The following is a 23505-nucleotide window of genomic DNA, read 5'->3' as shown; positions in this document are numbered from 1 at the left end:
TTATTTCCCCCTGTCATTTTTCATTTTTAATTTTAAGAAAGCTAAGGCTTTTTTAGCATCAAGCTCAACTACATTGTTTTCTCCTACTACTTCAGTTTCGATTCCCTCTTTAGATTTATTAAAATCAACTATGGTATCCATGTATTTATTAGTTACAACAAATTGAGCTTGTGTACCTACAAAACTCATTCCAACTACCGGAATTCCTCTTTCTCCAACTTCTTGTATCAATGATGCAAAATCAATATTACTATTGCCCCATCCGTCTATTGATACTATAACTCCATCTGCTCTCATAGCTTCTATCCATGCTGCCGTCCTCTGTGCTACAAAAACTTTATCTTGATTTTCTTGCGGTGTACCTGAAACTATTATGCCTAATAGATCAACATCTTTATCATTAGACACAATATCAAGTAGAGGATCTCTAAAATGATGCAGCGTTGTTTCTTTTGTGGAAGGTCCTATTCCCATATGATATCCCTCCTAACTTTAGTTCATAGCTCTAAGTGCTCCATCTCTGTATTCATTTGGGCTCAGTACTACCGGCATATTTCCCATATCTATGATAGATCTGCATCCTTTAAAACCGCCTGGTTCTTTTGAGAATAATCCTGTATCATACATTGCGCCCTGACCTGCAACCTGCTTTACAATAACTACTTTTTTCTTGTCTAAATTAACTTTGTCAAAATATTCATGCTTTTCATCGCATAATCTGCCGTTCATCTTTTTTAAGTACTCCCTTATTTCTTGAATTATCATATCAGAAACTTCATGTGCTGCCATAGGTCCAGGTCTGCTTGCACCTTTACCTGCTTTAAGTATGATGTCTACATGAATTATTATGTCAGATTTATCAGGAGTGCCTTCTCTTCCAAAAAACACTTGATCTTTCAATATACCTTCTGATGAACCAAATTCAGCTACTTGAATTCCATTTTCATCAGCACCTGTAAGCATTACCATAACTCCTGTGAGTACATGAGTTATGCCTTCTCCTAGTTTTCCTAAAACTTTTGCCGCTATAGGTGAAAAATCTAAAATTGAATTTACAAATAAGTCGTGATTATTAGGATTTATCACGTCAACTTTTATAGACTTAATTAAATCCTCATGTATATTTTTACCCTCTGAGATTTTCTTATTTATATACAAGATTCCATCTTGTATATATGTTTTTTCTGAAAACTCTACCTTTTTTATATGAAAACACTTTATAACAAGCCTTCTAAGCTCTTTACAATTTTCCATAAATATCACCACATTAACTCTAAAAATTAGATATTTTATATAGTTATAAGCCAAAAGGCTTATAACTATATTTAAACAAAATTAAACTTTAGCTACATATTCAAATGGAAGTGAAACTATTGATCCAGGAGTTTTTATAATCTCTAATTGTTCTAATGCTCCCTTTACTATACCAGTTTGCATTTCTACATTATGAGGTTCTCCTGCATTAGCACCCATAGGAACACGCGGAGCAACTGCCCTTGGAGTTCCTGTTTGTTTAACTACTGGAGGCAATGCTGCTATGATTACTGTAGGTATACCTATCTTTTCTATTGCTCTCTGCACCAAAACTGCAGAGCGGTGGCAAGTTCCTCATCCAGCAGTCATTATAACTGCATCTACACCTTCATCTTTTAAAATTTGTGCAATAGCTGGACCAGTCTCTTCTCTGAACTTCTGCTGGTTTCCGCCGCCGCCCATAAATCCTATATGAGTTGGTGCTACTTCTTTTATAAATCCTTCTTTTACAAGTTCTCTTAATCTGTCTATAGGAAACATGCAATTTATGTCTTTATTTACATCTCCATTATCATAACCACCGTGGGATACCATAAGTTCATCAGATGGTGCATCTCCTGGTATCTTTCTAAATGTAAAATCACCTGCTAAATTAAATCTCTTATCTGATTTTAAATGTACGCCGGCTGCTGTAGCTATGGCTATTTTCATGTCTTTAAGTTCCTTTGTTACATCAGCCCAAACAGGTGGTGGTGTTACAGGAACATAGATTTCAGACTGTAGTCCTTTTACAAGATCTAAACCCATTATCTCTTACCTTCCTTTCTATTTCTCTTCTCTAAATTACTTACATATTTTTCATTTGCCTCTGGGGACAAAACTTCTAAAAAGCTCATTTTAAATCCAACTTCTTGCCCAACCTTTAATGGATAATCTGTTATAAGCATTCTTAAAGGTACTGATAAATATCCAAGTCTTCCTTTTAAGTCTATTGCAACAGAGCCGTCGCTTACTTTAACGACTATACCCTGCATTTCTATTATCTTATCGCCATATTTAAGATCCATAAATTCGCCTACTTTGTTGAATATTTCTCAAGTCTCTTTTGACTCATTGGAACTGCTGTCTCATTTTCAGCTCTTTTAACTTCAATTCCCTTAGTTTCTTCTATTAATTCAAGGTTGTTTTCCTTAACATTTGCATTCCATTTTCTCTCAGCTGCTTTAACATCTTCTTCTGACATAGCTGATTTTAACATTTCTACTGCTCTTACTGCATCTTCTTTGCATAATGTGTTGCAGCCTAAAACTTCATTTTCAATACCTGCTTCAGATTTGTTGTTATCAACCATGTATTTCATATAAGGATTTCCAACAACTAAAGCACCCTGTACTGCACAGAATGACATACCAACACAAGGGATTCCTCTCATGCCAATTTGCTCCATATGGCTTGCAAAATCTATATGGTTGTTTCCAAATCCTTCTGTTGTAACTATTGCACCATCTACATCTAGTGCTTCAACAATCATTCCCATTCTCTCAGATACATAGAACTTTTCAGTATTTATCTGCGGACTTCCTACAAATAATACTCCGCATAGATCTAATTCTGGATCATTCATAACTTCATGAACAAGCGGCTCTCTCCAATAATGTCTTGAACATTCTTTTGATGCAGGTCCTATACAAGTTAATGCATGAATTCCTCCATCAGCAACTTCAAGTGGTGATAACATTATAGGAACATTTCCTAAGTCAACATTTGGTTTTGCTCCAAGTACTCCAACTGGCTCAACAGGAAGTATTAAGTTATCGTGCATAGCTCCCTGACCCATTATTTCTTTAACTACTATAACTTTTTTCTTTCCAGGTCTTCTTCTTTGTTCAAGTACTTCCGTATTTACAACTAAAGAGTCATCTTCAACTTTCTTTAATGCTTCTCTTATTTCTTGGGTTATAACATCAGTTGCCGTATGAGCTGCAATAGGTCCTCTTCTTTCCATATTTGTCTTTGCCTGAACTGTAACTTGCGTCTTTATGAATATTTCTCCCTTGTCAGGGCATCCCGGCCTTCCAAACTGGATATTTTCTTCAAGTATACCTTCTGATGAACCAAATTCTCCTATTTGAACTCCATCTTCATCAGTACCAGTAACCATCATTATAACTCCATCTAATACCCTAGTTGCTCCAGTTCCAAGCTTAGAATCTCCTTCTTTAGTTGCTATTGGCTGAACATCCATTATTGTTTCGCTGTAAGTGTTGTATTTATCTGGAGTTATTATATCGATTTTTATACCTTTTACTAACTTATTTGCTTTAACAGCATCATCACAAACATTTTCTCTTATATAAAGAGTTGTTCCATCTATTTTTGTCTCTGGTCCAAATTTAACTTCGTTTATTTTATAATGCTTTCTTGTAAGAGTTCTTAAAACTTTTTCTTCAAGTTTAACTTCTTCAGCTGCAGCTGGTTTTTGGTTTCTTACAGCTAAAGGTGCTTGAACCTTAGATGGTACAGCAGTAGTTCCTGCTGATCCTAAGGGAACTTCTATGTCAATTCCTTTACCTTCTGCTATCTTTATTTTTAAAACGCCGCCAGTTATAGCTGCTCCTGATTGAACTTCTTGTGGAATTTGAGCTTCTTCCACATAACCTTCTAATATACTGGCTGTTACTGGAGTTAATGCTGGTGCATCCACAGCAAGTGTTTTTCCAACTGCTTCTTCCCTTGATAAAACTTTGTCTTCAAGTTTTATTAAAAGAGAATCTTCAAGTTTTTCAAAATTCATTGGATTTTCTAAGTCTTCTGCACCAATAGTTTCTCCTGCTTTTTTATTGTACTTTAAAACAGCTTTTTGATTTCCTTCAGTAAGCTTAACTTCTTTTTTTGGAGCTTTAGCTTCTTCAATAGATTTAGTTCCTTCCATAATATCTGGAGTTAAAGGTGTAAGTGAATCTATAGTTTTAAGTAATTTTGCACCTATAACTTCACCTACTTTTAAACAATTTTCGGGTATTGTCAGCAGTCCAGAGTCAACCATGTCAGGGAATATATCTGGGTCTTCTAAGTTTTCTGCTGAAATTATTGTTCCCTCTTCTGTTCTACAGCACACAACAGCCACTTCATTTTTTAACTGTTCTGCATGCTCAGCACTCATTGACATTTTTCATAACCTCCTTTTATTCATCCATTGGTAATCTTCTAGTTAATGTATGATCAACTGTTCTAAATACATGATCTGTATGATGATATACTGGCAGTCCTAACTTTGGAGCACAGCACATTACTGTATTAGAACAATCACTGCAATTTGAAATTAATAACCTCTTTGCACCAGCCTTTTTAAGCTTCATAACTGCTGCTATTTGTCCCGGACAATCACCTGGGGTCTTACATTTATTAGCACCTTTTATTACTTCTACATTTTTACACTTTTCAACTGCAACTACTTTTGAATGCATTTTGCCTGCTACATCCCTAAGTCTCTCTTCATTTGCGCCGCAAGCACAAACGAGAAGTCCAATTGGTCCATCATACTCTGGGAATGGTATTGTTACAATTGCCCCACCTGATGTCTTTGTAACTGCTGCAGCTTCTAAATTTTGAGCTTTTCCTGTATAAGGTCCTCCAATTAAGAGTTCACCATATTCTCCATCTATTCCACCGCATTTTTCAATAAGGCTCTTTATATCTGTTCCTATAGGAACGTTGAAAAATACATTGGAATCTTTTCCACTTTTAAGTTTTCCTGCAGCTGTTATATCTTTATCAATAACAGGTTTTCTATCTTCAACAGCTCTTGTAATATTAGCAAGAGTTTCTGCATTTAAAACAACACATTTTGCTTCAAGTGGAAGCTGAGTAGGCTCAAGCCACTTATTAAATATTGCATGAATAAGAGCTCTTTCTTCTCCCATTGGATATATATCTTTTAATTCTTTTACTAAAATATTTTTTTCACCTTTTAGTACTCTTTTTATAGAAGATATGGCTTTTTCATGTATACCTTTTATTCCTATATAAGCTTTTGGCGCACCTGTTGCTTTCATTGCATATTTTATACCCTTTATAACTATCTCAGGATTATTCTCCAGCATAGTTATGTTATGGTTTAATATAGGTTCGCATTCCACACAATTTGCAATAATGTATCCATCTTTAATATCTGCTTTTAATTTAATGTGAGTTGGGAATCCAGCCCCACCAGCACCTACGATACCTGCTTCATACACTGCATCAACTATATTATTGCATTCCTTTATCTTTACATAATCCTCTGATTGACTGCCAGATGCTTCAATAAATATTTCAGTATCAGTTACATTTAAAACTTTTCCTGAAACACTAGTATGAATTTTTGCTCCAAGTCCTTTAGGTTCTGCAATGCATTCGCCTCGTTTGACTTCCTGACCTTTTTTAACAACTGGTACATCAGGAGCTCCTACATGCATCTTTAGAGGAAAAACAAATACTTTTCCCATAATACCTTGCTGCATTAATTTAAAAATGCAGCCACCTCCTTTCTAGTTTTTATTATTAGATAAGCAAATAGTAAAATTTTGTTCTATAAGTTTTTCTTATTACACTCAATTACATTAGCAATACCTATACCAACCCTTTGTCATAATTAACCAGAACTGCCACCAAACATTTACATTGCAGTATCTCCACAATTTTACTAAAATTCAAATCTACATATTTTAATCCAATTAATTCATCACCATGATTACTTTATGTAATATTTCCTGACATATGTGTAGTATTTTTTGACACAGCCCGCTTATTTCAAGAATACAAGCACCTTTTTAGTAAATATATGGTCAAAAAACTGACATAAAAAAATAATTCACGTCAATATTATGATATGAATTACACACATAATTAAATTTTATACTATCTTGGTATCTATATTATATTTATCTAACTTGTAATATAATGTGCTTCTTTTTATATTCAATAATTTTGCAGCCTGTCTCTTATTACCATTAACCATGCGCATAACCTGCAGTATAGTTTTTTTCTCTAATCTTTCAACCATCTTCTCTAGATTAAACTCATCATCACATATCTCTTCCTGATCATAAACATCATTCAAAATATACTCTGGTATGGAATCAATATTTATTTGTCCGTCATTGGATAAGACAACCATTCTCTGAACTACATTCTTTAACTCTCTTATATTGCCTTCCCACTTATAATTAGTAAGTATTTTATACACTTTCTTATCTACTTTGGCTATCTTTATCCCTTCTGCTTTAGATACTTCATCTAAAAATAACTTTGTCAAATCCTTTATATCTTCTTTTCTATCCTTAAGAGGTGGAAGTTGTATCTGAACAACTGCTAGTCTATAAAATAGATCTTCTCTAAATTTACCTTCACTTATTAACTTTTTTAAATCCTTATTTGTAGCAGCAATAATTCTAGTATTTGTTTTTATAGCCTTTTCGCTGCCAAGCCTATATATTATACCATCTTGTAATACCCTTAATATTTTAACCTGCATTTCAAGCGGCATATCTCCAATTTCATCTAAAAATAGTGTACCATTATCTGCAAATTCAAATTTGCCTATCTTTCCTTCTTTTATTGCTCCAGTAAAAGCACCTTCTACATATCCAAATAATTCACTTTCAAATAAGTTTTCCGGTATAGCACTGCAGTTTATAGCTACAAAATTTCCTGTCCTGCCGCTTGCCTCATGTATTGCTTTTGCAAAAACTTCTTTTCCTGTACCACTTTTACCTGTTATAAGAATACTAGTTGATGTTGGTGCTACCTTTTGAGCTATAGTAATTGCATCAATTATTTTCTTATTTTTACCTACTATAGATGAAAAATTATATTTGAGAGAAATTTCACTTTTATAAGCGCGTTCTAAAAACTCAACCTTTTTCTTTTCATTTTCTAGCTTATTAGTTAAGTTAACCACATCAGTTATATCTCTATCTGTAGAAACAGCAGCTATGAGCTTTCCCTGCGAATTATATATTGGTACAGCACTTAATATAACTCTTTTACCATTTACAGGCTCATGACATGCATTGTCAATTTGCTTTCCTGTCTTTAAGACTTTTAAAATCAATGCATTTGGGAAAAAGTCTCTTATATTACTATGTACAATTTTATCCATGCCTATTCCATATAATCTTTCAGAACTCTTATTCCAATAGTTTACTATACCATTTTGATCACATACGCATACTGCTTCATGTAAATTATTGAAAACATTATCTTGAAGATTAAATAATTCATCCATTTTCAAATAAAATCTATCCCTTAAATTGTCATTAGTAATTATACCCTTTATGCACCCATTTTCTATAACTGGAAGTCTGCCTATTCCATGCTTCAGCATCACATCTCTAGCCTTCTTTGCAGAATCATTAGGACTTATAGTTATGACATTTTTACTAGCAGCATCTATAACTCTCATATTTAAAGGAATACCTTTTCTCTTCATTCTAAATGCATCTTTTAAAGTAAATATACCTTTTAATTTATTATCTTTACCTTCAATTAATACTTCTTTTCTAGAACTTCTTATCATCTTATTGGTAATGTCTTTTATATTATCATCTGGTTTTGCCTTTAAAAAATCCTTAAGCATTATATCTTTTACTTTATATATCAACTCAGAAATTTCCATTAAAAACACCTATCTTTCTCATAATATAAGAGAATAAAGTTTAAGTAAATACTATTAAAATATATTATAATAACACTTACCCTTATTATAACTTAAGAATAAGTGTTATTATAATATATTTTACACTACTTTCAAATTTTTTGAAAAGGCTTCATTATTCAAAACATTCTGTATATCAGCAAACTTCAACCTTTTACATATCTTATCTATTACTTTTTGTGGATTATAGTAAAATTCACTTCCTCTTATTCTGCAAAATTTCCATCCCAATCTCTCTAAATTTAATTGTCTCTCTATACTTGATTTCCAATCCAACTTTCTATCTGCTGCATCCCCATCACAAATGATTGCAACTCTATTTTTTTCTCCTTCAACAACAAGATCTATTTTGTATTCACCTATTCGAACTTGTGGTACTACAAAATACCCTTTATTCGCCAGCACATTGTATACATCCTTTTGAAATCTTGATTGAAAAACATATTCTACTTTTCTAGCTGCTTTATTCATTTTTTTATAATTTAAACAGTAATTTAAAAAACTATATCGAACGCATGATTTATTTATATCGTCTAAATCTATAGAATAAAACAGCCACATTTGATTTCTAGCTCTACTAGCTGCTACATTGAATCTTCTCATATCTGATTCCTTAGTTAAAGGTGCAAATTTTACATTGTTTGATATTACCATGGATAAAAACATAACATCTCTTTCATCCCCTTGGAAGGAATATGCATCTCCACATATCAGCTTTCTATTTATCATCTCCTCTTCTCCTATTTTTTGCTTTACTGCATTCTGTATCACATCACTTTGGACATCTCCCAAAAGAGATATAACTCCCATAGTCATTCCGTTATACTTTGAATTCTTGCAGCATTCCGCTATTTTACTTGCAATAGCTTCTGCCTCTAAAATATTTACAGGCCTATTTTCTTCCCTATATCCACCTTTAACTTTAACTGTAACTATAGATGGATCAAAAGCCTCATATTGACTTGGATATCTAAGCGGCTTTATCTCACCAGAATAACACAATTGATTACTAAATCCAATTATCTCTGGAATAGATCTAAAGTGTTCTCTTAAAATTAACCTATTAGGGAATACCCTAAGAGCTGTATCATAAAGGCTTGTCTGTAAGTCAAACCATTCGCTTTGAGGTACATCTTTTAAATACTTACTTATTAAACCTTGTATAATACCTTGATCTATTCCAACAGTTTCAGGACTTATTTGCTTATCATCTCCAACTATTATTGCCTTTTTTGCACGCATAAGCCCGCATATTGAAAACATATCACTTTGACTGCTTTCATCAAATATGATTACATCAAACAATCTTCTTGAAAGCTTTATATTTTCTATAACTCTATTTAAAGGCATTATCCAAACCGGAATAATATCCTTACATTTTTCCATTTCACTTTGTGCTATATTTCTATACTGTGAAACCATTTTACCAGTACCTTTGCCTATCCTCTTAACTGCCTGCATCCATGCAAACAAACTTCTTTTTTCACTTTCCGTAGTTTTAAGTATTTGATTATACCATGTTTTTTTAGCTACCAGCTCATTTACAAGTATTTTTTCTTTTTGTTTTTGTTCCTCTATCTCAGCTTCAATAAATTCCGGATTTATTTTATAAATATTTTTAATTACAAAATTACATTTTGCCCATCTCCACTCTTCACTCCATTCATTAAAGTTTCTTGCTCTAACATGCCAGCTTTTCAGTAATTTATTTAAGGTAATTGGGCACGCTATTTTTAGCTTTTTGAAAGACCCTTCTAGATTCTCCACCTTTCCTTTTATACTTCTTAAATATTCTATTCTCTTAAATGCTTTTTTTACATCATCTACACAAAAATTATCAAGCGCTTCATACAAGTTGTCCAAGTTTTTTGTAGCTATTATAACCTTCTTAAGAACTTCTATATATGATCTCAATTTATTATAGTCTTCTATTTCTCTTATACATTTTACACATCTTATTAGGTAATCATATGCCTCTTCTTTGTGCCAGTTTATACTTTGCGGTATAGATATTCTGCCAAGCATGGTTATTATTCTATTTTTATATTTCATGTCCCAGTCAATTATTTCATTTAGCTCTTTGATTTTTTGTTCAATCTTCAAGATGCACATCTTATCTTTACTATAATCTATAAGCTCTAAATTATAGTCCTTGGCAACATCATTCCATAATATTTCAATATCTTTAATTATACGCTGCTCTTTTATAAACGTCCTTAATATTGAAAGTTGTTCAACACCTTGAACAGTCTTGAAATTAACTCTGCACTTTTCAAATATATAATTGAGATCAGGATGCATTAATTTAAATATTCTTCCCGGCTTTCCCCTAGAATTTAAGTAATCATATACTTTGCTGCAATCATCACCTAACTTTTTTATATCAACATCATTTGGTACATCAACTCTATTATTAACCAATTTACACCTTAGTTTACTCAGCGCAGACATATAATTATTAAATTTAAATACAAGATCTAAAAACTTATCATGTGATATCTTACTTGTGTAATGAAGTTCCATGATATGCTTCATATCTCCACTTTCTATTTTGTGTATCTTATTTTTACATTGATATAAAACATCTAAAGTCGAATCATAATCAATTTTATATTTATCTGGAATTCTCCAGCCATTTAACTCCTTTCTATATTCCTTTAAGTTACTATTTAACTCCTTAAGTTTTATCATTTTATCACATATCATGTCTATATCAGGAAGCTTGTCTAGCATAACCTTAATGTCATCATAATCTTGCTTGTCTTTTTTGCTTACATTATTCATTAAACTTGAAAATTCATTAAATTCTCTTTCTAAAAGTGGTATTGGTTTATTATATTTTACATCATCCTCTATAACACCATACTTATCCTTACTGCTTCTAACCCATTTTGCTATATCGGTTATCGTATAATTTTGATTTTCAATTTGCACACTTTTATTTTCAGCCTTCTCTAATTCTTCAAGCTTTTTGTACAGCATACTCTGTTTATTAGTACATTTATTTAAGTCCTCTTTTAAATCTTTAATGTCCTCATATAATTTGTTTGGTTCTACAGATAAATTATCTGTTATATTTCTAACTGAATCATTAAGTTCTTTCATAGAATTTGAATCATTTCCTAAAACATTTATGCACAGTGGTTTTATCTCATCAGGTATCTTATTTACAAGCACTTTTAAAGCTCTATCTGTCTGACTCGTTACAAGCACTCTCTTACCATGAGCAAGCAAATGACATATCAAATTAACTATGGTATGACTCTTACCTGTTCCTGGAGGACCTTGTACAACAACTCCATAATTTTCACATAACTTTCTTACTATTTGATTTTGTTCATGATTTGAAGGTAATGGAAATAATAAATCTTGAGATACATCTTTCCACTCATTAAAATCCTTTTCACTTTGTTCTAACTTTTTATCGTATACAAGTGCCTTAACAGTTTCTGGTATAGGATAGCCATTGTCTATTTCGTTTATTATATTCACTAATTCTTTTTGCCATAATCTCATACTATTCTTTCTTATTATAATTACAGGTATATTATATATTACAGGATAACTTAATGCCTTTATCTTTTCTATTGAGGATTTTTCCTCGTCAAGTCTGCCTTTAGAATTCAAATAAAGTATAAGTTCCTCAAGTACATCCTTAATATTGGCTATATTTCTAGGATCTAAGTCCCTACTATTGACCTCGTTTTCCATTTGCATTATACTGTGCAAATTCAGAAAATCTAATCCTTCAAATATTCCTGTCTCTAAAGATGTCTTTGAACTTGGAGTTAGCCTAAATTTTTTGTCTTTCGCATTGAATTCTACTTTCTGCCTTGTAGTAAGGACTGGATGCATTATTTTTTCGTTATTCACTTTCCATACTATAAGACCATGCCCCCATATAATTTCTATATCTTGTCCCTTTTTCTCCATTTCAAGATATATCTTAAATAACTGGTCATATAGCTGCTTACATTTTTTATTTACTTCAAGCCACCAATCTGACTCAAGATCTTTATTTACAGTGCAGCCATCCATACTTGATATATCATACTCACAATACATCTTTTCATATTCGTATGCATTTCTTATAATTTTTTCGTTTAAATTCTTTATACTTAAAAGATAAGAAAATATGTCTTTAACTTTATTCTTACAATCCATTTTTTCCACCCCGCACCAATAACTTATAAATATATTTACTTTTATGTTAAATTATACCATCACTGTGTGCATTCTTCAAAAAAATCGTTAAACATATTTCACAGTTAAATGACACCCTTTTTAGATTTTTATTTTAATAGACGTAAACATTTTAAGGAATAAAAAAGTTTACCATCAAATGACAGTAAACTTTTTATATATTTTATTCTTTATGTTTTAAAATCAATTTATATATAACAAATACTATTATAAACAGCACTACAAGTATATCTGCTATATGGAATAATGAATGTATTTTTACCCAATTTTGCCCCATCTTATACCCTGCACATCCAAGTACAATACTCCATAGTAAAGATCCTAAAAAAGTATAAATAGTAAACTTCTTAAATTCCATTTTGCTTATACCTGCAGGCAGTGATATAAAGGTCCTTATTATAGGCAAAAGTCTTGAATAAAAGACTATCTTTTCCCCGTATCTATTGAAATAATAATCACTTTTCTCTATTTTAGATTTAGATAATCTTAACTTATCTGCATACTTTTCAACTAAAGGTCTGCCTCCAAGTTTGCCCAGATAGTATGCTGCTATTGACCCAAACGTACCTCCAAGTGTACCTATGATTATAGTAAGAGCTAAATTCAATCTTCCAGTATAACTTAGATACCCTCCAAATGGTAATATAGCTTCACTTGGAATTGGAATACATGCACTTTCTAATGCCATGCCAAAAAATATACCTACATATCCTAGTTTGTCCAGAATAAAAATCACTAAATTTATTAAACCTTCTACCATATCTTACCTTCCCGTATGTCGATTTTATTTAAATTAACTACTAGTACTTTAATCAAAATATACTTTTCAACATTAATATCTATTTCTTGCAAGAGTCTCTTTCTATTATCTCGTGTTTTAAAACGTAGTTTCTCTCTTCTAATTCCTGCTTATTTATGACTTTTATAAGCATTCTCATTCCAACTGAGCCCATATCATACATTGGTTGAGCCACAGTAGTAAGTTTAGGATAAAATGTAGCTGCAGAATAAATATTATCAAAGCCTATAACATTTACATCCTCTGGTACCTTGATACTTTTTTCTCTAAGTAAATTTATTGCTCCCATGGCAATCTCATCACTGCCGCAAAAAACACCATCTACTTTTGTATAACTTAGTATCTTTTTCATACCTTCATATCCATCTCTAGCTTTTAATCCACCAAAGTAAACCATATTTTCATTAAAAGTTAAATTATTTTGTTTCAGTCCTGCTGCGTATCCCTTATATCTAATTGCACTTGCATTTATCTCATCTTTATGAGTGCCTATGTATGCTATCTTCTTGCTTCCATTTTTAACAAGATAGTTAACAGCATCTAATGCCGCTCTTTCATTATTTATAGTTATACTTGGTATGTTACCTTTGTCACTTGTGGTTTCGACCATAACCATAGGAATCTGGAGTTTATTTATTAATTCGAGTATATTGCTTTTAAGTGAACTACTCATATATAAAACCCCATCAACCATTTTTTCCCTAAGTACTCTTAAGTATTCCATTTCTTTTTCAGAATCCAGGTCGGTATTACAAAGTATCATATTGTAATCATATATATTTGATACGTCTTCAGCACCCCTTACTATTTCAGGATAGAAGGGACTTGATATATCTGGTATTATTATTCCAACTGTTTTAGTTCTTTGTGTTTTCAAACTTCTTGCAACTATGTTGGGTCTATATCCTAATTTATCTATAGCTTTTAAAACCTTTTTTTTAGTTTCTTCATTCACAACGTCTACATCATTTAAAACTCTTGATACTGTAGCAATAGAAACTCCTGCTTCTTTAGCTACATCTTTTATTGATGCTGGCATTTTATCAACTCCTACTTATTTTCTTTTAAACATTATACTTATAAAAATTACTTATTACAAGTTTATTTTCAAATTATTAAAACAAATTTAAAGATGTGCATAAACTCACCTGTATTTTACGCACATCTTTAAAACTAAATCAACTGTTATTTAACTACTTCTACCAAAATGTCAAAATCTTTACCATTTATTTTGCATTTGCCATACTTTTTATCTTGATTATATAAAACTTCAACTGCTAGAGTTTCCTTCTTTACTCTGTCTTCAAATTTCTTGATTACAGATTCTAATTCCTCATCTCCGCTCACATAAAGTTTTATCTTATCAGCTACTTCAAAACCACTTTCTTTTCTCATGTTTTGGATTTTACTTAATATTTCTCTCAAATTACCTTCTTCTTTTAATTGCTGTGTTATGTTGGTCTCCAGTACTACTCCAACATTATTTTCACCTGCAAATGCAAATCCTTCAAGTCCCTGCATTGTTACAAGTAAGTTTTCCTCATTTAGCTCTATTTCAACATCACCTGCATAAATTAATACAGTCTCACCATTTCTTATCTTCTGTGCAAGTTCCATTTGATTCATTGATGATATCTTATTTCTTATAACAGGTATTAATTTACCATACTTTTTACCTAGTACAGGTAAATTTGGCTTTATATCAAAGTTGACGTATTTAGATAAATCAGCATTAAATTTTATATTCTTTATATTCAACTCATCTTTTATTATATCACCATAGTATTCTGGAAGATGTTTAACGCTTACAAGCATTTCAGAAAGCGGCTGTCTATTTTTAATGTTAGCTGAATTTCTTGCACTTCTTCCAAGCTTAACTATTCTATATGCTTCTTCCATATCAGATTCCAATTGTTCATCTATAACTTTTTCATCATATAATGGCCATTTGCAAAGATGAACACTTTCAAGTGCATCCTTATCAAGAGCTGCTACAAGATTTTGATATAACTCTTCAGTCATAAATGGTACAAATGGAGCTGCAACTTTAGTTAATGTAACAAGTACTCTATACAAAGTTACATAAGCTCCTATCTTATCATCTGTTAGAGTTTCACTCCAATACCTGGATCTATTTATTCTAACATACCAGTTTGAAAGTTCATCTACAAAATTACCTATATTAAGAGCTGCTTGTGTAATTTCATAATTATCCAAGTGATCTTCTGTTTCTTTTATCAATGAATTTAATTTTGATATAATCCATTTATCCATTACATTTTTGCTTACAAAATCTTTATACTCAAGTGGATTAAATTCATCAATCTCTGCATAAAGTACATAAAAAGAATATACATTCCAAAGTGTTCCTAAGAATTTTCTTTGGCTTTCCTGTACTGCCTCTTCATAAAATCTAGATGGAAGCCATGGTGCACTTGCTGTATAGAAGTACCACCTTGAAGCATCTGCTCCTTCATTTTCTAAGACTGTCATAGGATCTAATACATTACCCTTATGTTTTGACATCTTAAGTCCATGTTTATCAAGTACATGACCTAATACAACACAATTTTCAAATGGACTTCTATCAAATAATATTGTTGATATAGCCATTAATGTATAAAACCATCCTCTTGTTTGGTCAACTGCCTCTGATATAAATTGGGCAGGGAAATTCTTTTCAAATACTTCCTTATTTTCAAATGGATAATGATGTTGTGCAAAAGGCATTGAGCCTGAATCAAACCAGCAGTCTATAACTTCACTTGTTCTTGTCATTTCTTTTCCACAATGAGGACATCTTAATTTAACTTCATCTATATATGGTTTGTGAAGTTCTATATTTTCAGAAACATTTATTCCCTTTTTCTTAAGTTCTTCTATACTTCCTATACATTCTCTATGTCCGCATTCACACTGCCATATTGGTAGAGGTGTACCCCAATATCTTTCTCTACTTAGTCCCCAATCTATAACATTTTCAACAAAGTTTCCAAACCTTCCTGTCCTTACATTATCAGGATACCACTTAGTATCATTAGTATTTTTAACTAACTTATCCCTTAATGCAGACATTCTTATAAACCATGTATCCCTTGGATAGTAAAGTAATGGAGTGTCGCATCTCCAACAAAATGGATAAGAGTGTTTAAACTTTTCTGATTTATATAATATATTCTTTTCTTCTAAGTATTCAACTATTTTAGGGTCTGCATCTTTTACAAACATACCTTTCCAGTTTGTAACTTCATCAACAAAACGTCCTTGAGTATCTACTAAATTTATAAATGCAAGATTATATTTTTTTGCCGTATTACTATCATCTTCACCAAAAGCAGGAGCAGTATGAACTATACCTGTACCATCTGTTAAAGTTACATAGTCTGCATGAACAACACAAAATGCCTTTTTACCTTGTTCTGGTTTAACAAAATTAAACATCCGCTCATACTCTAATCCAACTAGTTCTTCTCCTTTGAACTTTCTAACTACTTCATATTCACCTTCAAGTTTATTAAGAAGAGCTTCAGCTAATATTAAGTGTTCTCCATTATTAATTACTTCAACATAATCATATGCCTTGTTAACTGCTAAAGCCACATTACTTGGTAATGTCCATGGTGTAGTTGTCCATGCAAGCATATATTTATCTTGACCTTTTAACTTAAATTTTACATATACTGAAGTTTCCTTTACATCCTTATATCCTTGGGATACTTCATGTGAAGACAGTGCTGTTCCACACCTTGGACAATAAGGTACTATCTTATATCCCTTGTATAAGAGTCCTTTATTCCAAATTTGTTTTAAAGCCCACCATACTGATTCTATATAATCATTATGATATGTTACATATGGTTTCTCCATATCAACCCAGAAACCTGTTCTTTCAGACATCTCTTTCCACTCACTTACATAAGTGAAAACACTATCCTTACACTTTTTAGTAAACTTTTCTACACCATACTCTTCAATTTGTGGTTTTCCAGATATACCAAGAGATTTTTCAACTTCAAGTTCTACTGGAAGTCCATGAGTATCCCATCCTGCTTTTCTCAAGACCCTATACCCTTTCATAACTTTATACCTAGGTATTAAATCTTTCATAACTCTTGTTAGTACATGACCTATATGTGGTTTTCCGTTTGCTGTTGGCGGTCCATCGTAGAATGTAAAATACTCTCCATCTTTATTTAGATCAAAGTTCTTTTTTATAATTTGTTTATCGTCCCAGAGTTTCATTATGTCTTTTTCCATCTCGGCAAAACTTCTAGTGTTGTCAACTTTTTTATACATATAACCTAGCCCCTTTCTGTTTACATATGTAATATTTTACTATTTTAACCTTTTTGTTATTTATAATACTTAAAATCAAAAAACTTCATCCAAAATAGGACGAAGTTTTATTCGTTATACCACCTATGGGTAACATTTCAAGTACAAATATACTCTATCCTTAAACGCAGGACTGCGAAGAAACTTACTAACTACTCTAAGTATATTCAGTTTCCTAACTCCCAGGTGATTTTCTTTAAGATTATCCTGTGGTTTCTCACCATTTCCACTCTCTGTAAGTAACTTATCTTAAATACTTTTCCTGTTCAACATATTTGATAATTACAATTTCTCTTTATTATATTATAACGTTTTTTTCTTGTCAATTTTTTTAAACTGTGAAAATTAGGTTATAATATAATTAAAATTTATAACTTTTCATTAAGTTAGGAGTGATTTTATGATAATTAAATGGCTTGGACATTCTTCATTTTTAATAGAAAATTCTAATGGTAAAAAAATACTTACTGATCCATTTGATGAAACCGTTGGATACAAGTGCTGCAGTGAAAAGATTGACATAGTTACAATAAGCCATCATCATTTTGATCATGATTATGTAGACAATTTAAAGTGTGATAATATCATTGATAAAACAGGCACATTCAATATATGTGACATCAATATAAAGGGAATACCCTCATATCACGATAAAGTGAAAGGTGCAAAACGCGGTAAAAATATTATTTTTACTTTTGACATAGATGGATACAAAGTATGCCACCTAGGAGACCTTGGCTATGTTCTTTCAAGCAATGAAATACAGCAGATGGGACCTATCGACATTTTAATTGTACCTATAGGCGGAAATTATACAATAAATGGCAGTGAAGCTTCCGAACTAGCTAAAGCAATTAAAAGCCATATAGTAATACCTATGCATTACAAAACTCCATTACTTTCATTTGAATTGGGCGGGCTTGAAAATTTTCTAATTCATATGAAAAATGGCGATAGGTTAGGCAGTAATACTCTTGTTATTGATAAGCCGCTTAAAGAGTTAAACGCAGTAAAAATTTTAAATTATAAGTAATTAAATTTAATAGAAAATTTTAAAAAACAGGCTGACAAATTAAATTCAAAATTTGCCGCCTGTTCTTGTCAAGCTTTAATTTAATTGTTTTTACATACTGCAATCAATTATGCTGAATGTGTTCAAGCCCTGCATTAAATAATTGAAATATGTGTTCATCATCTAATGAATAATAGACAACCTTACCTTCCCTTCTGAACTTTACCAAATGTGCAGATTTCAAAATTCTAAGTTGATGAGATATTGATGATTGACTCATCTGCAAAACTTGTGCAATATCACAAACACATAATTCTGTTTTGAATAATGCATATATTATCTTTATCCTAGTATTGTCTCCAAGCACTTTAAACAAATCTGATAACTTTAAAAAAGTTTTTTCTTCAAGCATATTATCTCTAACACATTCAATACAATCCTTATGAATTTCACTGCAATCACAAACTTCTATTTTTATATCATCCTTCATCTTCTCACTCCTACATATGAAAATACATTCATATGCAATTATATATGTGTATTAAACTTTTTTCAATAATACAACACTTCCCAATTCAAGAGTTTTCTTAACATCTATGATTCTTTGATTAGAAGATCCCTTGAATTTAAGATTTGGATCATATTTTTTTTCATCAAACTTGCCATCTACTAATACATCTATGCAATTTAAAAGTCTATTCCACCCTTTTACTTTATTTCTATTTTCAAAAATGTATTCAAATACATATCCTGTATAACACCATATGTTTAGTCCAAATTCTTTTATTTTTTCACCCATATAAGAAAATTCTTCTGCCTGTTCAAATGGATCCCCACCAGAAAAAGTAACCCCATGCAGCATTGGATTTTCTTTTACATCCTTAAGCAGTTCATCCATATCTTTTAGCTCTCCACCATCAAATGCATGTGTGGACGGATTAAAACACCCTTTACAATTATGTCTGCATCCTTGAGAAAAAAATACTCTTCTTATTCCAGGACCATTTACAAGACTCTCATAAGTTATTCCAGCTAATCGTATAGTTTTAATTTGTTCCATATTAAACTATTACTGCCTCCTTTAACTCTAGTTATATATCTTTTTATGATTAGAGTGTGACAATCTATCTGACCTTTCAGCTGTCTTTCCTACTCCAAATCTTTCATCTAAAGATAAATAACCAGTTACTCTAGAAATTCCCTGTATATCAGTACTTCCGCATTTAGGACATTCACATTCACCATGTAGATATGTTCCACATTGTCTGCAGTATCTTATATGAAAATTAATACCTATATAATTTATGTTAGTACTATAAGCATACTTTAAAATATCCATTACAACTTCTGGTGAAGGATAATCATCTAATTCTACATAGCTTATATGTCCTCCGTTACATAACTTGTGATAAGGAGCTTCTATATCTATTTTATCCTTTATGGATATAGGGAAGTTTACAGGTATATGATAAGAATTAGTATAATAATCTTTATCGGTTACTCCTTTTATTTCTCCAAATATCTTTTTATCTTGAACTATAAACTTACCACTAAGACCTTCTGCTGGTGTTGCATAACAGCTCCAATTCAAATGCGTTTCTTCAGTTGTCTTATCAGTATATTCTCTTATATATGATACTATCTTAAATCCAAGTTCTCTTGCTTCTTTCGTTTCTCCATGATGATGTCCTGTCAGAGCAACTAGTGTCTCAGCAAGCCCTATAAATCCAATAGCCCATGTTCCCTGCTTAAGTACTGGTTCTATTGAATCTTCTGGTTTCAAGTTTTCAGATCCTTTCATAAGTCCTTGACCTACAACAAATGGAAGATCTTTAACTCTTAATCTTTTTAATACACCATACCTATGCATAAGTGACTCTTTTGCCAAATCAAGCTTGGCATCTAAAAGTTTAAAGAACTTATTTATATCACCCTTAGCAACAATTCCAAGTCTAGGTAAGTTTATAGTAGTAGGTGCAATATTTCCTCTTCCCTTAACACCAGCTTCTCCATTTATATTAGACATTACATAAGTTCTGCATCCCATAGTAGCTGGTAGTATTCCTTTATCATAATAATACTTATTAAAATCTGCATCCAAATTCATAAAAGTAGGATTCATCCTCTTTGCAGCAACTCTGCAAGCTAATTTAAATAAATAATAGTATGGATCTTCAGGATTCTTGTTTACACCTGCTTTTACCCTAAAAATTATATTAGGGAAAATAGGCTGCTCTCCCTTTCCAAGTCCTTTTTCATATTCTGTTAGGAATATTTCACATATAAGTGCTGCATCCTTAGATTTTGGTACACCTATATTAACAGATGAAAATGGGACTTGAGAACCAGCACGTGAATGCATCGTATTTAAATTATATACAATACCCTGCATAGACTGTTGTATAGTTTTTCTAAGCTTCTTTTCAACTAATTCATCTATATCGCTGTCTTTAACTCCAACTTCTAATAACTCTTTACTTATTTCTTCTCTTGTAGGTTCAACAAATTCACTCATATCATTATCAAAATCCGAATGAGACTGTCCACCAAACATATCATTTTGAGTTGATTGCAAAAGTATACATGATAATTCAGCGGCAGATTCTATCCTTCTTGGTTTTCTTATGGTTCCATATCCTGTGTTAAATCCTCTATCGAGTATTTCCTTTGTTGGTATATGTAAACAATTTACAGTAAGATTATAGCTATCTAAATCATGATAATAGACATCTCCATTTTCATGTGCTTTAGCAAGATACTTTGGCATAGATGCTAAATTATGCCACTTATTGGATTCACTTGCTATTCTAAGTAACTTTGAACTAAAGTTATTTCCAACATTAGCATTATCTCTATCTGTCTCTATTCCTATTTTTTCTATGACTTTCATCAAGTCTGATTTTATTTCTCTTATTTTAGTTCTTTCTTTTCTATAATTTGAATAAGCTGCACCTACTTGTTTATAATCATTTTCCATTAAAGTTTTTTCAACTATGTTTTGTATATCTTCAACTTTAATTTCATCTATATTAAGTCCTTCTATTTTTTTTATAACCTTTTGAGTCAAATCTATAAAATCACTTTCCTTAAGATCATATCCAATTTCTTCTGAAGAACCTTTTATAGCATTTCTTATTTTTCCAGGATCAAATTCAACCTTTCTTCCATCTCTCTTCACAACATATAGCATAATAAATACCTCCTAACCACAATATATTGTGTTTAATACCTTGATTATTATACTATGGAAAAATTTTTTAAGCAATTCTTAAATTAGTACTGACTATATATTATATCAATTTACTTTTACATATCTCGTTATTTTATTGATTTTTATTATGGATTAAGATTTGATATTTATATTTTTATAAGAATGAAATTCTTGAATAATTAGTACAAAAAATGCAAAACTAATTAACGAGGTGATATAAATGATTGGAAAAGTTATTGACATGAACGTTAGTGAAGCATTTGTAGTATTACAGGACAACAGAACAATAGAAATAGGTTCAAGTCATCTTCCCCCTAATTGTAAGATAGGAACTACTATAAATATAGATCCATGCTCAATAGAAATGAAAAATGATAATCATATATATTAGTAGAGGCTTACCATCAAATTGATTGACAGCAGCCTCTTTACAATAAATTAAAAACCATCCGGCTTACTATCTGTGACTTTGATATCCCAACGTGCATTTTCATATTTGTCAAATATATAATATTTTTTTTCACTTTTATCTTCTCTGTCATAGAATGTAACTGTACCTTTATATAAAGTTAATTTATAACCTTCAGTTTTTACAGTTGCCAAAATAGTATATTTATCTTTATCTGCAGCACTTACAACTTTAGTATTCTTAAACTTGCTGTTTAGATCATCTTTAAAACCTTCAAGATCATTAGACAATATATATTTAGCAACTTCAACATCATCATCCAAATTCACTCCAACAGACTTTCCCTGCTTTTTTTGGGACTTAATATAATCATCTAAAGCCATAATTATAGACTTATAGTACACATTTTGAAAGTCTTTTGGTTCTCTTATTGTCCAAAAGTTTTGAATTACACTAGTATCTATTCTTTTAGATACTGCATACACCTTATTATCGCCATATAAATTACCTGTATCTTTCTTGTCTAACTCAGCTATGTAATTAAATTTATGAACTTTACTTCCTTGATATATTTCAAAAACATAATCTGGTTTAAGAGATGACTTGTTTTTTACAGGTTTTGCATCAGATAAGATATCATACAATTCTTCTATAGCTTGTTGGTCTTGAAGTACAAATCTAAATCCTTCATCTCTAGTACTCTGTATTACTATTTTCTGTATTTTATCATTTTTTATATATTCAAAATCATTATTTTTAATGCCAAGTTTAACTTGCATTTGATGAACGCTGCTGCATCCTGATAAAAGTAAACATAGTATTAATGATAAGCATAAAAAAACTTGTTTTATCCTCTTTAATTTCATAATTTTTTTCTGCAACTACAGCTACCTCCTGAATCTTAATATCCTTATTATTTTATATTTATTATAGCATATTTATAAATAAAAAAATCCCTTGTACAAATTATAATACAAAGGATCACCATATGTTCAACTTTCATAATTTAAAGTCTTAACTATATTCTCAAATATAACTGACATATCTTCTTTAAAGTCATCTTTCTTTACAAAAAATGAGAACCTAAAAAACTTTCCATCACCTCTTATAAAATATTCATATCCATTATATTCTATATCATCCGGGGTAAGTATTATGTATTTAACCAAATATCCACCGCTGCTATTTACAGTTATAGGTTCTACTTTATATGCCTTATATAAGTTTTGTTCACTTGATACCTTTTTACTTTCTTCCAAAAAGGTTCTTAAATCCCTGCTTGAGTTCCAAACTTCTACAAAACCGTGAATCTTATAATCCTTACTGATAAAATCATTATGATATATTATCTCATTTCCTGAAAACTTTTGTTCCTTAGCTGACCATTCTTCTGGCAGTTTATAACTTAACTTTTTATTCAAGCCGTCATATTTTACAAGAGAATTTATATTATTCTGTATTAAGACTGTATGTTTTAATCTATCCTCAAAATGCTTTTCAAATCCTAATAATATAAACATAAGACCAACTATAATTATAGTAACCCCTAATCTTCTTTTATTTATTATTACAAATTTCATCCCCA

General features: G+C 31.2%; 16 protein-coding genes, 1 pseudogene and 1 other annotated feature. Of the genes and pseudogenes, 2 read left to right on the top strand and 15 right to left on the bottom strand.

Features of this window, described 5'->3' with window-relative positions; translation table 11 throughout:
- The 10 genes and pseudogenes from prdD to ileS form a co-directional block, all read right to left on the bottom strand.
- Window positions 1-1254: pseudogene (prdD, locus tag EBB51_RS13770) on the bottom strand (proline reductase cluster protein PrdD).
- Between the two features lie 81 nt (window positions 1255-1335).
- Window positions 1336-2061, bottom strand: a complete 726-nt coding sequence (prdB, locus tag EBB51_RS00650; protein WP_123052674.1) for a D-proline reductase (dithiol) protein PrdB — start codon at window positions 2059-2061, stop codon at window positions 1336-1338.
- On the bottom strand, window positions 2061-2321 hold the full coding sequence (locus tag EBB51_RS00645; RefSeq protein ID WP_123052673.1) for a CBO2463/CBO2479 domain-containing protein: 261 nt from the start codon (window positions 2319-2321) through the stop codon (window positions 2061-2063). Before EBB51_RS00645 ends, prdB begins: the two co-directional genes overlap by 1 nt.
- Before the next feature lie 8 nt (window positions 2322-2329).
- A complete protein-coding gene (gene prdA, locus EBB51_RS00640) occupies window positions 2330-4423 on the bottom strand; it encodes a D-proline reductase (dithiol) proprotein PrdA (protein WP_123052672.1) in 2094 nt (697 codons plus the stop codon).
- A 16-nt stretch (window positions 4424-4439) separates the two neighbouring features.
- Entirely contained in the window at window positions 4440-5741 is a 1302-nt protein-coding gene (prdC, locus tag EBB51_RS00635) for a proline reductase-associated electron transfer protein PrdC (RefSeq protein WP_123054940.1), read from the bottom strand.
- A gap of 407 nt (window positions 5742-6148) precedes the next feature.
- Entirely contained in the window at window positions 6149-7912 is a 1764-nt protein-coding gene (gene prdR, locus EBB51_RS00630) for a sigma-54 dependent transcriptional regulator PrdR (protein WP_123052671.1), read from the bottom strand.
- Window positions 7913-8032: 120 nt separating this feature from the next.
- Window positions 8033-12115, bottom strand: coding sequence for an AAA domain-containing protein (locus EBB51_RS00625; RefSeq protein ID WP_123052670.1), 4083 nt, complete (start codon window positions 12113-12115; stop codon window positions 8033-8035).
- A gap of 202 nt (window positions 12116-12317) precedes the next feature.
- Complete coding sequence (locus EBB51_RS00620; protein ID WP_123052669.1) at window positions 12318-12914, bottom strand: DedA family protein; 597 nt, start codon at window positions 12912-12914, stop codon at window positions 12318-12320.
- A 79-nt stretch (window positions 12915-12993) separates the two neighbouring features.
- The gene (locus EBB51_RS00615) at window positions 12994-13992 is read right to left on the bottom strand and encodes a LacI family DNA-binding transcriptional regulator (RefSeq protein ID WP_123052668.1); all 999 of its coding nucleotides are present in this window, start codon (window positions 13990-13992) and stop codon (window positions 12994-12996) included.
- A gap of 146 nt (window positions 13993-14138) precedes the next feature.
- Window positions 14139-17249 (bottom strand): isoleucine--tRNA ligase, encoded by a 3111-nt coding sequence (gene ileS, locus EBB51_RS00610; protein WP_123052667.1) that lies wholly within the window; start codon window positions 17247-17249, stop codon window positions 14139-14141.
- A 92-nt stretch (window positions 17250-17341) separates the two neighbouring features.
- Window positions 17342-17567 (bottom strand) — a binding site (T-box leader).
- 121 nt (window positions 17568-17688) lie between these two features.
- Here ileS and EBB51_RS00605 point away from each other — a divergent pair.
- Window positions 17689-18321: an MBL fold metallo-hydrolase gene (locus EBB51_RS00605; RefSeq protein WP_123052666.1), complete on the top strand. Its 633-nt coding sequence runs from the start codon at window positions 17689-17691 to the stop codon at window positions 18319-18321.
- A 103-nt stretch (window positions 18322-18424) separates the two neighbouring features.
- Here the strand turns inward: EBB51_RS00605 and EBB51_RS00600 are convergent, their stop codons facing one another.
- Genes EBB51_RS00600 through EBB51_RS00590 form a run of 3 tightly spaced genes read right to left on the bottom strand, consistent with a single transcriptional unit; the run spans window position 18425 to window position 21490 of the window.
- Entirely contained in the window at window positions 18425-18790 is a 366-nt protein-coding gene (locus tag EBB51_RS00600) for a metalloregulator ArsR/SmtB family transcription factor (RefSeq protein ID WP_123052665.1), read from the bottom strand.
- A gap of 51 nt (window positions 18791-18841) precedes the next feature.
- Entirely contained in the window at window positions 18842-19360 is a 519-nt protein-coding gene (nrdG, locus tag EBB51_RS00595) for an anaerobic ribonucleoside-triphosphate reductase activating protein (protein ID WP_123052664.1), read from the bottom strand.
- A gap of 27 nt (window positions 19361-19387) precedes the next feature.
- Window positions 19388-21490 (bottom strand): anaerobic ribonucleoside triphosphate reductase, encoded by a 2103-nt coding sequence (locus tag EBB51_RS00590; protein WP_123052663.1) that lies wholly within the window; start codon window positions 21488-21490, stop codon window positions 19388-19390.
- Between the two features lie 241 nt (window positions 21491-21731).
- Here EBB51_RS00590 and EBB51_RS13565 point away from each other — a divergent pair, with 241 nt between their 5' ends.
- A complete protein-coding gene (locus tag EBB51_RS13565; protein ID WP_190285295.1) occupies window positions 21732-21902 on the top strand; it encodes a hypothetical protein in 171 nt (56 codons plus the stop codon).
- A gap of 47 nt (window positions 21903-21949) precedes the next feature.
- Here EBB51_RS13565 and EBB51_RS00585 read toward each other — a convergent pair whose 3' ends face one another.
- Together EBB51_RS00585 and EBB51_RS00580 are read right to left on the bottom strand one after the other, a co-directional pair.
- Window positions 21950-22801 carry a hypothetical protein gene (locus tag EBB51_RS00585; protein WP_243103873.1) on the bottom strand — a complete coding sequence of 284 codons (852 nt, stop codon included), beginning with the start codon at window positions 22799-22801 and terminating at the stop codon, window positions 21950-21952.
- A 111-nt stretch (window positions 22802-22912) separates the two neighbouring features.
- Window positions 22913-23500, bottom strand: a complete 588-nt coding sequence (locus tag EBB51_RS00580; RefSeq protein WP_123052662.1) for a hypothetical protein — start codon at window positions 23498-23500, stop codon at window positions 22913-22915.
- Between the last annotated feature and the right edge of the window lie 5 nt (window positions 23501-23505).

The organism is Clostridium sp. JN-1, assembly GCF_003718715.1.
Lineage (GTDB): Bacteria > Bacillota > Clostridia > Clostridiales > Clostridiaceae > Clostridium_AV.
The sequence above is the reverse complement of the archived record's forward strand: the minus strand, read 5'-3'. Positions and strand labels throughout refer to the sequence as shown.